Below are 14,778 nucleotides of genomic sequence, written 5' to 3' on the forward strand. Positions count from 1 at the left end.
CAGCGCGGCGGCCCACCCACACCCCACCACCCGATCCCCTACCCGTACACCGTCGACCCCGTCGGCGGGGTGGAGGCGGCCGTCACCGCCGGCGCCGGCCACCTCGCACGGTGAGTCCCGGGTCCCGGCGCGGGCGTCCCACCGCGCCGGGACCCACCCCGCCGCCCGGATGGCCCGGCCCCCGCCCCCGGGCAGGTTGCTGCCGGGTCGACGTTCGAAGTCACCCCCCGCCGGGGACAATGGGGGCCGCGGGGCGACCGGACCCGGGCGACGAGGGGCGGGAGGTGGCCGCGGTGGGGACGTACGGATCGGCGTACGACGCCGCGGCGCGGGTCTTCCCCGGCGACGACCCCACCAGCGTGGCGCACCGGCACACCGACTGGGCGGCCACCCCGCTCGGCCCCGTGACGTCCTGGCCGGCCGAGCTGCGGGCGGCGGTGCGTACGGTGCTTCCCTCCACCATCCCGATGCTGCTGTGGTGGGGCCCCGAGCTGGTGCAGATCTTCAACGACGCGTACACGCCGATCATGGGCGACAAGTACCCGGCCGGCATCGGGCAGGCCGCCGCCGAGTGCTGGCCGGACGTGTGGGACGCGATGGGACCGCTGGCCGAGGGCGTCCTCGCCGGCCGGGGCGCCGCGCACGGCGAGAACACCATGCTCTACATGTACCGGCACGGGTACTGGGAGGAGACGTACTGGACGTTCTCCTACAGCCCGATCTGCGACGACCGGGGCGGGGTGGCCGGGATCTTCGTGGCCACCTCCGACGTGACCCGGCGGGTGGTCGGCGACCGGCGCCTCTCCCTCCTGCGTGACCTGGGCGAACTCTCCATCGCCGAGGCGGACACCGCCGCCGACGCCGTCCGCGCCGCCGTCGCGGTGCTCGCCCGCGGCCATGCCGACCTGCCACTGGGCCAGGTCTACCTGCGCGAGCGCTTCGACGCGCCCGACGCCGACACGGCGCAGCAGGACACCCTGACCCTGGCCGCCTCCTTCGGCGAGGCTCCACCCGGGCGGCTGGCCACCGCCGGGCAACTGCCCGAGGTGACGCAGGTGCTGCGCACCGGACACCCGGCCCGGATCACCGACCTCGGCGAGCTGCTGCCCGAGTCCCACCGGCCCGACCTGCACCCGGGCACGGCCCCGGTCGTGGAGGCGGTGGCGCTGCCGCTGCTGGCCACCGGGCGCAGCCGGCCGGTCGGGGTGCTGGTGCTCGGGGTCAGCCCGTTCCTCGCCCTCGACGAGCCGTACCGGCACTTCATGGACCTCGTCGCCAGTCGGGTGTCGACCGCGCTGACCGACGTGCTGGCGTACGAGGCGCAGCGCCGCCGGGCCTCGGCCCTGGTCGAGCTGGACCGGGCCAAGACCGAGTTCTTCACCGACGTCAGCCACGAGCTGCGCACCCCGCTGACCCTGATCGCCGCGCCGGTGCAGGAGAGCCTGGCCGACCGGCGCGAGCCCCTGCCGCCGGCGCAGCGGGAACGGCTGGAACTGGTGCACCGCAACGTCGGCCGGCTGCGCAAACTGGTCAACGACATGCTCGACGTGGCCCGCATCGAGAGCGGGCGGACCGACCCGGACCGGGCGCCCACCGACCTCGCCGCGCTCACCACCGGCGTCGCCGAGTCGTTCGCGCACGCCATGCGCCGCGCCGGGCTCACCTACACCGTCGACGTCGCGCCGCTGCCGCGCACCGCGTACGTCGACCGCGACATGTGGGAGAAGGTGGTGGTCAACCTCCTCTCCAACGCGCTCAAGTACACCCCGGCCGGCCGGGTCGAGGTGCGCCTGCGCGGCGACGACACCCACGCCACGCTCGCCGTCGGCGACACCGGCGTCGGCGTGCCCGCCGAGGAGCTGCCGCTGGTGTTCCGGCGCTTCCACCGGGCGCACGGCGCCGGGCACACCGAGGGCACCGGGATCGGGTTGGCCCTGGTCCGCGAACTGGTCCACCTGCACGGCGGCGACATCGAGGTCGAGTCCGTCGAGGGCGCCGGCTCCACGTTCACCGTCCGGCTGCCGTACGGGACGGCGGCAGCGGCGGCGCAGCCGCCGGAGATCGGCGGGCCCGCGTACCCCCGGGAGGCCCTGAGCTGGACCGCGGCGAGGAGCACGGCGCCGGCCCCGGCGCCCGCGCCGGCCCGCCCCGCCGCGGCCCCGTCGGTGCTGGTGGTGGAGGACAACGCCGAACTGCGCGCGTTCCTGGCCGGGCTGCTCGCGCCGCACTACCGGGTGGTGACCGCGGTGGACGGCCGCGACGCGCTCGAGCAGGCCCGCGCCCGGCCACCCGACCTGGTCCTCACCGACCTGATGATGCCCCGGCTCGACGGCGTCGGGCTGCTGCGTGAGCTGCGCGCCGACCGGCGCACCGCCACCGTGCCGGTGATCGTGCTCTCCGCCCGCGCCGGGGAGGAGGCGGCCGTCGAGGGGCTGCGCGCCGGCGCCGACGACTACCTGGCCAAGCCGTTCTCCTCGGAGGAGCTGCGGGCCCGGGTCCGCGCCCACCTGGAGCTGTCCCGGCTGCGCAACCACGAGGCGACCTGGCGGGCCGCGCTGATCGACTCGTTGCAGGACGCGTTCGTGGTCATCGAACCGGACAGCACGATCGTCGAGGCCAACGAGGCGTTCGGCCGGCTGGTCGGGATCGCGCGGCTGGAGCTGCCGCTGCGCCCGCCGTTCGCCTGGTGGCCGGAGGACCAGCTGGAGCCGGAGCAGCAGGCTCGCATCACCGGGGCGCTGGCCGCGGCGGCGCGCGACGGCCGGGGCCGGGTGACGCTGCCGGCGTGGCACGCCGACGGCCACCGGATCTGGGTGGAGGCCGTCTACAACTGCGTACGCGAACCGGGCACCGCCCGCCTGCTCTACGTGGCCACCCTGCGCGACGTGACGACCGAGGTGGGAGCGGCGGCCCGCAGCGCGACCCTGGCCGCGCTGGCCTCCCGGCTGGCCGGGGCGACCGACATCGGCGAGGTGCTCGACGCGGGCCTGCGGGAACTCTGTGGGCTGGTCGGCGGCGCGCGCGGGATCGCGGTGGCGCTCGACGGCGCCGGCGCGCCGGTGGTGGTCGGCGCGGGTGTCGAGTTCACCGAACCGGTCCGGCGGGTCCTCGCCGAGCTGCGGCCGGACGGCGAGCCCCAGCTGACCCGCGACGACGCCGGCCGGGTGACCGGGATCGGCGCCCGGATCGAGCCGGGGCACGCCGAGGGTGGCATCTGGGTGGAGCTGGACCGGCCGCGCCCGCTGCCGGCGCTGGACCTGCCGCTGGTCCGGCAGCTCGGCGGCGCGCTCGCCCAGGCGCTGGTCCGGGCCCGCGCCTTCCAGACGCAGCGCACGGTGGCCCTGGCCATGCAGCGGGCGCTGCTCGGCCCGGTCGAGCTGCCCGGCGGGTTCGCCGTGCGCTACGAGCCGGCGGTGCGTCCGCTGGAGGTCGGCGGCGACTGGTACGACGTGGTCCCGCTCCCCGACGACCTGGTCGGTGTGGTGGTCGGGGACTGCGTGGGCCGGGGGCTGTCCGCGGCCACCGTGATGGGGCAGCTGCGCAACGCCTGCCGCGCCCTGCTGTTGCAGGCCAAGAGCCCGGCGGAGGTGCTGGCCGCGCTGGACGACTTCGCCCGGCTCGTCCCCGGCGGGGGCAACACCACCGTCTTCTGCGCCATCGTCGACCGGGCGCTCGGAGTGCTGCGGTACTCGTCGGCCGGGCACCCGCCCGCGATCCTCACCCACCCGGACGCCACCTCCGAACTGCTGGACCGGGCCGGTTCGGTGCCGCTGGCGAGCGTGACGGTCAGCGGCCGGCCCGAGGCCGAGGTGCGGCTGCGTCCCGGCTCCACCCTGCTGCTCTACACCGACGGCCTGGTGGAACGGCGGCGGGAGCTGATCGACGCGGGCATCGCCCGGGCGGTCGCCATCCTCACCGAGGGTCGTCAACTGCTCGAGGGTGAGCTGGCCGACCGGCTGGTGCGCGACCTGCTGCCCGACGTCCGCGACGACGACGTCGCGGTGCTCGTCTACCGGCACCGGGAGCCGGCCCTCTTCCACGCGACGCTCGCCGCCGACCCGGCGCAACTGCGGCCCACCCGGGAGTCGCTGCGGGCCTGGCTGGTCGGGCTCGGGGTGGGCGAGTCGGACGTCGAGGCCGCGCTGATCGCCGTCGACGAGGCGTGCGCCAACGCCATCGAGCACGGCTACCGGTTCGCCCCCGGCGCCACCGTGACGGTCCGGGGACACCTGCGCGCCGACCGGCTGGAGGTCGAGGTCGCCGACACCGGCGGGTGGCGGGAGGCCGGCGCGGAGGGGTCGGAGCGGGGGCGAGGGCGATTGATCATGGCGCGGCTGATGGACGAGGCGGTCATCGACGGCACTCCGCGGGGGACGGTCGTGCGGCTGGTCAAGCGGCTGTCCGGCACCGCCTGACCCGTCGCCCATCCGACGGCCGTCACCATCGGTGAGTGATGATCGGCTATAAGTAGGGGATGGAGCTCCCGCCGTACCTCGCGACCATGCCGATGCACGCGATCACCGAGATCCACGGTGAGCGTGGCCTGCTGGAGCGGTTCCGGCTGGAGATCCGAACCTTCGACCCGGCGGCCCGCGAGCGCCTCACCGAGGCCCTCGACCTCGCCGCCGACCTGCACCGTGACGACCGGCGGGTACGCGAGCCGTACCTCAACCACCTGCTGCGGGTGGCGATCCGGATGATGCACCACTACCAGGTGCGTGACGTCGACGTCATCGTCGCCGGCCTGCTGCACGACGCGGTGGAGGACCACCCCGACGAGCTGGCCGGTCCGGGCGCCGCCGACCCGACAGCGGCGGCGCTGGCCGCGCTCGCCGACCGTTTCGGCCCGCGCGTCGCCCGCCTGGTCGGCGCGGTCACCAATCCGGCGTACGACCCGGGCCGCGACCGGCACGTCCAGTACCGCGAGCACGTGGCGGCCAGCCTGGACCGGGAGCCGTGGGCCCGGGTCATCAAGATCTCCGACTTCACCGACAACGGGCTGGGCGTGGTCTACACCATCGGTCCGAAGGTGGCCCGCTCGGCGGCGAAGTACCGCCCGCTGGTGCCGGTGTTCCGGGACCTGATCTCCCGGCCGGACACACCGCTGTCCGCGCCGGTGAAACGGCACATCTTCGCCCAGCTCGACCTGGCCGAGGAGCGGTTCAGCGCGATCCTCGACCAGCCGAACTAGCCCCCGGCGATCATGACCGCTTCCGGGTGGATGGCACGATGTCCACCATGGACTGGATGCCGTTGCTGAGCACGGGAGCGGGCGCCCTCATCGCGCTCTCCGGCAGCCTCCTGGTCGACCTGCGCCGGGAGCGCGACACCCGCTCCCGTGACCGCGACCTGGACCGCTGGCGCACCTGCGTGGACTTCGCCCTCGCCCTGGACGCGGCGCACACCGCGCTGCGGACCGTCCCCGCCGGCGACCGGCAGGCGGCCGGCGTCGCGATGACCGAGGCCGGGGCGTACCAGGCGCGTGAGCGGCTGCTGATGTCCGGCACGCCGGACCTGGTGGTGGCCGGCGAGGCCGCCTTCCACCGCCTGGTGGCGATGCGCAAGCTGATCGGCGCGGGCTCGGACCTGCGCTCGCCCGCCGGACACGAGTCGTACCACGAGTTCGCCGAGACGCTGTGGACGTTCCGGATGGCGGTCCGCAAGCACTTCGGGCACCGGGCGATCCAGCCGGGGGCGCTGGAACGCAGGGACTGGTCGGAGCGGCACGAGTGCGCGTACTGCGTGACGGCGACCGACTGACCGGTCCCCCGCCCGTCAACCGGCCTGCGGCGTGTTCGCGGGCACCCTGGCGTACCACTGGCGGACGTCCCGGGCGTGCACGCTGAGCCGTCCCTCCGGCACGGTGGTGGTCCGCACCACCGCCTCCCGATGCGCGACCAGCAGGTCACGCAGCCCCGCATGCCTCATGGACATCGCCTGCAGCGCGCGTATCCGGGTGAAGGAGACCTGGGGCAGCAGTTCCGCCACCTGGTCCTCGTCGGGCAGGACGCGGTCCAGTGGCACGTCCTGGGCGGACGCGGCCGCGAGGCTGAAGAACAGCTCGGTCGGAGTGGCCGGGCGCCGGGCACTCACCGCGTCGATGCTCTGCCGTTGGCCGGTACGCACCCACGGCACGTCCGCCGGGAGGTGGGCCATCGCCCAGGCGGCGTGATGCGGCACGGTGAGATTCACGGTCAGCGTCTGCTTCCGGGGCAGCGCCAGCTCCACCCCGCGCGCTCGCGCCAGCCAACCGACCCACCCGATGGTCGTCCACCGACGCTGCTCGTCGAGGACCATGGTGCGCGCCAGTTCGCCGGGCAGGTCCCGTACCGATGCCTCCGCGAGGTCCCAGGCCAGATCGGGGTCGTGCCGGTCGACCGCCGTCACCAGGTCGTAGGAGACGTCCAGGCCGGTGGCCGCGACGACGTCCGCCGGCGTGAGGCGGCCGACCGCGTCGACGACCTCCGCCGCGTCGTCGCCGTGGTCGGCGAGGTCGAACGCGTTGATCAGGCGCGGCACCGCCACCAGGTCGTCCCGCCGCCCGTAGCCGAGTCGCCCGGCGAGCCGGTCGACCGAGATCTCGCCGGCGATGGCGCGGCTCCAGTCGTCCCGGCCCCACAGCAGGAACACCCGGAGCAGATCGGCGACCCGACGCGGCCCGGCGATCAGGTGCGCCGTCTTCGACCAGCGGGAGAAGACCTTCTCGGTCCAACTGCTGTACGTCCGCCCCGGCAGCAGGCCCACCCGGGCCAGGTGCCGCACGGCGGCGAACAGGCTGGCCGGGTCCTGGAGGTGTTCGAGTTCGGTGGTGAAGACCCGCCAGCGGTGCGAATGGCCGCTCACCGTCTCGAGCAGTCGGCGCCCCGCGTCCGGGCTCACCCGCTCGACCGCCGCCATCAGGTCGGCCGCGTCGAGCTGGTGGTTGAACATCGCGAATCCGACCTGGCGTTCCAGCGGGGTGTTCCGTCTCCCGCTGCGGTCCGTGACCGGCCGACTGACCTCGTCGAGCACGGCCTTCGCGCGTTCGGGGTGCAGACGCTCCAGAACGCGGAGCACGGACGCCGTCTGGCCCGGGGTGGCGCTGCGCCGCAGGCGCTTGCCCCAGCCGACGCCGCCCATCCGCCCTTCGACGGCGTCGAGCACCTGATGACCGGCGTCGGAGAGACCGGCCAGGGTGAGCGTCTGCGCGGTGGCCAGGCACCACTGCACCGTGGCGTCCGGTGAGAAGGACAGCAGGCGCGAGTGGAGGTTCCCGGGGTCGAAGTGCCGCAGGTACTCGCCCGCGATGCCCGGGTACAGGGCCCGACCCAACCGGTGGAAGTGCACCTGCGCGTCCGGCGTCGGGGCGTTGCGCATGGCGTGCAGCAGCCGCTGGTGGGAAACCCGGGCGGACAGCTCCCGCATGGCCACCTCACCCAGCTCACGGTCCTCGCCGAGCATGACCGCCAGTTGCGGCCCCCAGGAGCGCAGCGACTTGTTGATCTCGTTGGCGACGGCCTCGACGGCCGCCTCCATGATCTCTTCCCGGTAGTCGATGCCGGCCTGCCAGACGCCCTTGATCAGGTAGTACTTCGTCGAGGTGCGGGGATCGTTGGCCACCTGGTCGAGCACCCACTGCCGGCCGAGGAAGCCGGCCAGGAGATGGGCGAAGGACGCCCCGGTGAAGCGGTATTGGTCGTCGATCGCCTGGGTCACCGAGAGCAGCATCCCGGCGCCCTTGCCGTCGCGCGCCTGGGTCACCCGGGACGCCAGGTGCTGGGCGAGGGTCTTGTGCGCGGTGGAGTCCCGGTCGGTGGTGATGACCCGGAACGCCGTCATGCCGTGGATCCGCAGGACCGTGTTGAGCAGGTCGGCCGCCTCCGTCGGCAGCGCGTCGACCAGCAGCAGGTTCCGTACCGCCGAGTCGAAGTGCCGGAACTCGTTGAGCAGCATGGTGCAGAACTGCGGGTTGTAGTCGTACAGCTCGCCGAGGGCGAGCCGGAGTTCCCGGGCCTTGCTGGACCGCATGGACTTGCGGATGCGTTCCTCGTGCGTCCTGATCACCGCACGCCAGTCGGTGTCCTCCCGGCCGAAGTGCATCCGCAGGGTCAGCCACGCGAGTTGCAGAGCCACGCCACGGTTCGCCGGCGGGACGCTGTCCAGCAGGTCCTGCACGTCGGGCTCGTTGTCCACCGGAGCGGCCCACACGCCATCGCCGGTGGCCTGCCGGATCAGCTTGTCCACCCGGCGCACCGTGATGTAGTCCAGCACCCGGTTGCGGGACAGCCCGCGCAGGATCTCGCTGCCCCGCTCCCGCAGGACCGTGTTCGTCACGTCGTGGTGCAGTCGCACCATCCGGTACTCGATGCGGAAGAGGTCGGTCCGGTTGCGCGGGCCGATCGCCCGGTCGAGCTGCGCGGCGAAGGCTTCGGCCACCCACTCGGCGCAGCGGTCGAACGCCGCGTCCTCGATCAGGTCCCGACGTCGGGCCAGCACGTAGAGGACATCGGCCAGACCGGCCGGGGTCATGGCGCGGGAGCTGTCCGGCAGGGTGTCCGCGAACTGCTTCAGCAGTCGCGGCAGCAGGTCGTCACCGAGCGCGCCGTCGACGAGTCGGAGCAGCGCGGCGCGTTCTGCGACGTCGACGTTGGACATCCAGGTGGCGAAGCCGTCCACCCGCTTGGCGGCGGCGATGATGCCGTCGCACACCGCCTCGGAGCCGAGCCGGGCACCGCGCAGCAGGGACAGGACGTCACGCTGGGACGGGTCGGCCACCCGCAGGGCGTTGACCAGCTCCCGGCCGCCCAGCTCGATCAGGACCGGGTCGATGGACTGGTCCGGGTGTGCCCCCGGCTGGTCGTCACGCCCGTACTCCCGCAGGACCTGCCGACACCGCTGGTAGCTGCTGAAGCGCCAGTGTCCCCGCCGGTATCCCCGCTCCGCGCCCAGCGCGATCAGCTCCTGCGGGGTGAGACCCTGCAGGTGTCGCTCATGGGTCTCACTGCGCAGCAGCGACCGTGCCGCCATGCCCGCCACCTGGTCCCGGCCACCGTCACCGAGGCGACCGAACAGGTTGCGGAACTCCGCCTCGGCCTGCTGCACGCTGCGACCGCCGGCCGCGTCCGCGAGGGCTGCGGTGAGGGCCCGGGCGTCGTTGGGGTACCGCTCGGCCAGGCTGCGTACGGTCGCCGAGTCGACGCCGGCCAGTTCCGGCGTCTGGGCGACCAGGGTGAGGGCGAAGAGGCGGCTCGCCTCCACCCCACCGGGCGCGGTGACCACCGCCACCGTGTCGGTCTCCCAGTCCCTCAGGCTGTGCGGCTCGTAGCGCAGCACCGCGAGGACCGAGGCGTCGAGCTGCTCGGCCACCTCGGGCAGGATCCGGTCGACGTCGCCCTCACCCACCGGCAGCAGGTCGTCGAGGATCAGCAGCCGGGGGCCGGCGCCGGCCTCGGCCAGTGCCAACGCGTGCCGGCCCAGCGCCACCAGTTCGTCGGTCTCCGGCAACCACGTGGCGTTCACGCTCATCATGGCGACCGTCCACCGCGGGGCCGGTGCGTCGGGGGCGGCGAGCCGGCGGGCCACCTGGCCGGCGATCACGGTCTTGCCGCTGGACGCCGGCCCGCCCAGGACGACAGTGGCCACCGGCCGGTTGCGCAGCACGCTCAGGATCTCGTCGACCTGCCCCATGGGGGCCTCGGGCACCGGCTCCCGGACCGGCCGGCTCCAGTCCCGCAGATAGCAGTCCCGCCGCTCCAGCAGGGCGCGGCGGCAGCGGCCGGCCCAATTCTCCCAGTCATCCCCCCACAGCACGCGCGCCGCGCCGTCGACGTCGCGCCGGTCGTCCGGGAGCGACTCGCCGCCGCCGTCGACCCGCAGCAGCCGCCATCCTCCGCCGGCCGGCACGAGCAGGGCGTCGTGGCGACCGTCGACACGCAGCGCGGCCAGCCGGGAGGCGGCCTCGTCCTCGTCCATCGGCACGAACTGCCCGCCCTCCCACGCCCCGGCCGCCACCACCCGGCGCCGGGGCATTCCGACCAGCTCGCCCAGGAGCCACAGGGCCGCCGGCAGGGCCAGGGTCGCGTCCTCGATCGTGGTCGGCGGCAGGCAGCCCGGCACCCCGTACCGGGTCGGCGCCGGACGGGTGGCGAACTCCAACTCCTCGAGGAGCAGGCCGACGGCCTCGGCGGCTGCGGACAGGGCCGACCGGGACGTCGCGGTCAGCGGCTGCCAGCCCTGCTGAGGGCCGTGGCCCCGACCGGGGGACGACCTCTGCACCGGTGCGTTCGTGTCGGGGGCCGGCCCGCCCTCGCCGTTCGTCGTGGCTGTCGCCGTCGGGACCGGCGACAGCCCCAGCAGCAGGTGACCGTTGCGGGCCGGACGGGCGACGGTGACCTCCAGTCGCCGCTCGCGTCGACGCAGGTCGTCCCGGTACGCGGCGTCGCCGGCGCCGTCGACCCACGGCCGGGGGCCGCCGTCCAGCACCTCGACGAGCGCGCAGAGCCGGTCGAAGGCGGGGACGTCCAGCACCTCGGCCAGCCCCGGGTCCACATCGGTGGAGGTGACGGCGTCACAGAGCCACTTCACCGCGTCCAGGTCGTCGGCGGTGAAGCCGTATCCGAGGTTCGCCGCGCCATCGTGTGCCACGCTGCGGACCAGCGTGTCGACGACGTCGGCGTCGAGCTGCCCGAGCACCGCACCGATCCGGTGCGGGTCCCCGCCGCCGCGCCGGATCTGGTCGAGCGCCAGCAGAGCGCCGACGACAAGCTCCCGCGGTCCTGGCTCCGGCATGGACACGGCGCATCTCCCCCTCGGAGGACGCACCCTCGACCGGACGAGAGACCACCCGACAGGCATGGCGTCCATACTCGACGCTGGTGATCGTGAGCCGTCAGCCTAATCGTCGATCCGTCGTCAGATCGCCTTCATCGGATATGCGACAGCACGGTCAACGTCGAGGCCGACTGCACGACGAGCAGGTCCCCGACGGCCCCCACGCCGGTCGGGGCGTCGTCCCAGGGCAGCTCCGTCACCTCGCCCAGATCCACGTCGTACACCCGCAGCCACCGGTCGCCGGCGATCGCGACGAACCGGTCGGCGGCGGCGACGCTCATCGCCGGGGTACGGCTCGGCAGCCCGACGGTGGCACGTAGCCGGTGCACCGCCACGTCACCCCGAGCGCCGATCCAGGCGACGACCGTCCCGGCGGGGGACATCGACAGCGCGTGCACCGTGCCGGAGAGGATCGGGGTGCCCGCCCGAACCGGGGCGCCGTCCGGGCTGACGTCCACCACCTGGATGCGTCCCCGCACGGTCGCGACGGCCGCCCGTCCGCCACTCATCCGCACCGCGCGGGTGGGTCCCCCGCCGAGCGGGTGGGGGCGGACGTCACCCTCGACCGGGTCCAGCACCGTCCAGCCGCTGTCGGCGGGCAGCACGATCCGGCCGTCGCCGGTCCAGGAGACGCTGTCCAGCACCCTTCCGTCCGGTGGTCGTACCTGATCCACCCGCCCCTCGGTGGGATCCCAGACGTCGACGCCACCGTCGGATCGGGCGATCGCCACGACCGGCGTCCCCCGCCGTACCGTGAGGGCCAGGGCGGACGGCACCGCCCGGTCCGCCGGCGCGGGCAGCTCGCCCACCGGCGCCAGGTCCGGCACCCGCCAGAGCCGCACCACACCGTCGTCGTGGGCGGTCGCCGCCAGGCCGTCGGTCACGCTCACCCGGTACATCGGGGCGCCTTCCACGGTGCGTGCCGCGTCGGGCCGCCACCGCGCCTCGGGTGACGTGTCCTCGACGAGTTCGGCCACACCGTGTCGCCGGGCGAGCAGGGACAGCAGGAAACCTCTGTTCCCCGTCACCCTCGGCCGGGCGCGCAGGGCCGCGCAGACGGCGCGCAACCCCTCCGCCACGTCGTGGATGTCGGCGGCGGCGAGCGCCGGATCCGTCGGCGCGGGCAGGGCGGCGAGCAGGAAACCGTGGTTCAGCAGATAGGGCCGGACCGTGCCGGCGCGGGGTAGGCATCGCAGGACGGCGCGGACCAGGAACGGGTCGGCCGTCGACCAGTCCGGCCCCTCCGGCGTGGCGGGGACGAGGTCGCGCAGGACCGCGACGACCCGTTCGACCGGCACCCGGGCCGGCGACGCCGGCGGCGACACCGGAAGACGCCAGGCCGACGTGCCCGTCTCCGAGCCGGTGCGGGTCAGCAGGCCGGCCACCGCGTCGACCGCGTCCGCCACGTCCTGCGCGGTCCGGTCCCTGCCCGCGAGACCGCTGGCCAACGACGGCCAGAACGCCTCCGGCACCGGCTCGTCGGGCAACGCGTCCAGCGGGGCCACCAGATCCGCCGCCCAGCGGTCGTCGCGCCGCAGGTCCCGCAGGGTGTGCAGGAGGTCGCTGTGCAGGACGGCGGCGATCGCCGTCCGCGCCCCGGACAGCGTGCCACCGCCGCACAGTTCCCGAGCGGCGCGGGCCGCCGCCCGGAAGCTCGTCCGACACAGGGGGGCGAGCTGGTGGGCGAGGTTCTCGGCCTCCCGCCGGCCGTCCGGCCCCTGCGCGTACGGCGACCCGGGGGCACGGACGAGCCGCTGCCGCAGATAGACGCGGAGGTCCGTCGACGTGTCCGGCAACTGGTCCAGCCGCAGCAGCACCGCGTCCGGCCGGACGCCGAACGGGTCGCCGCCGCGCACGGCCGCCACCAGGCGCACCGAGGGCAGCTTCGCCAGGTCGGCCAGCAGTCCCCCGAGTTCGTGGGCATCGGCCGCCGACTCGTGGGTGAGGTCGACGAGGATGCCGTGGCACCCGGGATCGTCCGCCAGGCGGGCGATCAGCTCGGCGGGGGCGAGGCGCAGGCCGCCGTAGAGCTGTGCGCTGATCTCCCGGGCGGCGTCGGCGACCGGGTGGTGGTACCGGATCCGCAGCGCGGCGGAGACCAGGCCCGGCGCGACGCCGACGGACCTGCGCAGCGGCCGGGGCAGACGCTCCCGCATCCGCCGGTCGCCGGTGACCGCGGCCCAGCCGAGCAGGGCGGACTTGCCACAGCCGCGAGGCCCGGTGACCACCATCGGCCCGCCGTGGGGACCGCTCAGGTGCGCGGTCAGCAGCGCCATGGCCGACCGGCGGCCGGTGAAGAACCAGCCCTTCTCGTCCCGGTCCTCGACCCCGCGCGCGACCCCGCGCCAGGACGCGTCCAGCCAGAGCGGCGCGTCCAGTGGCAGGTGACGGGGATTCGGCAACATCCGGCTGGGCACCACCCGCTGGGTGATCGGCCGCGCCTCCTGCCCCGCCGGCAGGCGGAGGTTGACCGCCGCCATCAGGTCCTCCACGACGAGGTACTCGTCGGTCTGCCGACCGTCCCCGACGACGTGGGCGAACGCGTCGGCGAAGGCGAGCTGCTTCGCGACCTCGTTACGGGATGCGGCCGAGACCACGCAGAAGTTCACCCGGGTCGCCTCGCGTTGGGTGACATCGCTCAGCTTGCCGACCGCCTCCGTCACCCCGTGCTGGGCGTAGCAGGCGTCGAGGATGAGGACGAACTCGTCGAGCACGGGAAACGTCAGGGCCGGCATCAGGAGATCGGCGGCAGGGACCATCGTCCTGGCGACGTGCAGGGGGTTGCCCTCCCTGCCGGGCAGGTGCCAGGTGTCGTCGATGGTGCGGACGTACCCGTGCCCGGTGTAGTAGACCAGCAGGCGCAACGGTGGCGGCTGTTCCTCGCCGTCGCGCTCCCGCTTCCGCGCGGCCAGCCACTCGTTGAGTGTCCAGCGCAGCCAGTCGCTGTCCCTGTCGTCGTCCGGCACGTCCGGGAACAGCTCCGTCAGGCCGAGGCCGGTGAGCGTACGCCGCATCACCCGGAGCTCGTCGGGCACGTGGACGAGTTCGGCGAACTCCCCGCCCTCCGGGTACGACTTCGTCCCGGCCAGCAGGAAGTACCGCTCCGGCTCAGTCGAGGGCGGCGGCGAGGACATCGGCGCAGTGCGCGTTCTTCAGGTACCAGGTCACGTCGTGCGCTCGCAGCCGCGGATTCGCGCACAGCCGGTCGTCGACGCGGTGGTCGTACACCTCGGAGAGCGTCTTGACCATCGCCACCGCGTCCTGCCGGGCGGCGATGTTCACCCAGCCGGCGACGCTGCCCGGCCAGCCGTCACCGGGTCCGACGGGCGGCACCAGCCGGTCGACGACGGCCCTCAGCCCCAGCGGCGAGCCGAGGGTGACCAGTGTCCGCACCGGCCAGTCCGGATTGTTCCGCAGCGCCTCGTAGGCCACGATGCTGCCCAGCGAGTGGCCGACCAGGACCCTGGTGTCCTCGTCGACGGCGGCGGCCACCTCCTGCTGGACCCGCCACCGCAGGTCGGTGTCGTCGAGGTAGCGGTGGACCTGTTTGACGAAGCGGACGATGAGGCTGGTGGTCGCCGTGCCGAAGAAGGTCGTCCGTTGCAGCACCGCCAGGGCGGCCTGGACGCCCTGCGGCAGGTAGACCTTCGTCGGTTCGGTCGCCTCCGTCTGCTCGGCCGCCACCGCGTCGTGCAGCGCCCAGAACAGCTCGGTCTCGAAGCCGTCGTCGAGGTCGTCGAGGTGGTACTGCGGCCCGGCGCCCTTGCCGTCGTTGTAGAGATCGCCGTAGAAGGCCGGAGCGAAGGCGACCTCGGCCGCCCGGGGGTGTCGTCGATTGTGCAGGCCGCTGCGGATCGCCGCGCCCCACAGCTCGGACATCTGTGCCCGGGACTGCCAGTTCCACATGATGCCGTGCACACCCACGATCTCCGCCACGGGTCCAGAGTAGGCAGTGCGGCGATGCTCCGA

6 protein-coding genes are annotated in these 14,778 nt (G+C 74.1%); 3 read left to right on the forward strand and 3 right to left on the reverse strand.

All coding sequences use genetic code 11. From position 1 onward, the window contains the following. Positions 1-293: 293 nt before the first annotated feature. The 3 genes from GA0070614_RS05135 to GA0070614_RS05145 are packed head-to-tail and all read left to right on the forward strand — an operon-like array spanning position 294 to position 5,760. On the forward strand, positions 294-4,415 hold the full coding sequence (locus GA0070614_RS05135) for a SpoIIE family protein phosphatase (RefSeq protein ID WP_172892373.1): 4,122 nt from the start codon (positions 294-296) through the stop codon (positions 4,413-4,415). A 59-nt stretch (positions 4,416-4,474) separates the two neighbouring features. Beyond that, positions 4,475-5,191 (forward strand): HD domain-containing protein, encoded by a 717-nt coding sequence (locus GA0070614_RS05140; RefSeq protein ID WP_088974878.1) that lies wholly within the window; start codon positions 4,475-4,477, stop codon positions 5,189-5,191. A gap of 38 nt (positions 5,192-5,229) precedes the next feature. Beyond that, positions 5,230-5,760, forward strand: coding sequence for a hypothetical protein (locus GA0070614_RS05145; protein ID WP_088974879.1), 531 nt, complete (start codon positions 5,230-5,232; stop codon positions 5,758-5,760). Positions 5,761-5,775: 15 nt separating this feature from the next. Here GA0070614_RS05145 and GA0070614_RS05150 read toward each other — a convergent pair whose 3' ends face one another. From GA0070614_RS05150 to GA0070614_RS05160, 3 genes are all read right to left on the reverse strand, one after another. Next, positions 5,776-10,767: a hypothetical protein gene (locus GA0070614_RS05150; protein ID WP_088974880.1), complete on the reverse strand. Its 4,992-nt coding sequence runs from the start codon at positions 10,765-10,767 to the stop codon at positions 5,776-5,778. Positions 10,768-10,901: 134 nt separating this feature from the next. Next, positions 10,902-13,943: a WD40 repeat domain-containing protein gene (locus tag GA0070614_RS05155; RefSeq protein WP_088974881.1), complete on the reverse strand. Its 3,042-nt coding sequence runs from the start codon at positions 13,941-13,943 to the stop codon at positions 10,902-10,904. Continuing rightward, on the reverse strand, positions 13,918-14,745 hold the full coding sequence (locus GA0070614_RS05160) for a lipase family protein (RefSeq protein ID WP_088974882.1): 828 nt from the start codon (positions 14,743-14,745) through the stop codon (positions 13,918-13,920). The genes GA0070614_RS05155 and GA0070614_RS05160 overlap by 26 nt, the downstream gene beginning before the upstream one ends. Positions 14,746-14,778 lie beyond the last annotated feature (33 nt).

Origin of the sequence: Micromonospora coxensis (assembly GCF_900090295.1) — a bacterium.
In the GTDB taxonomy this organism is placed as follows: domain Bacteria; phylum Actinomycetota; class Actinomycetes; order Mycobacteriales; family Micromonosporaceae; genus Micromonospora; species Micromonospora coxensis.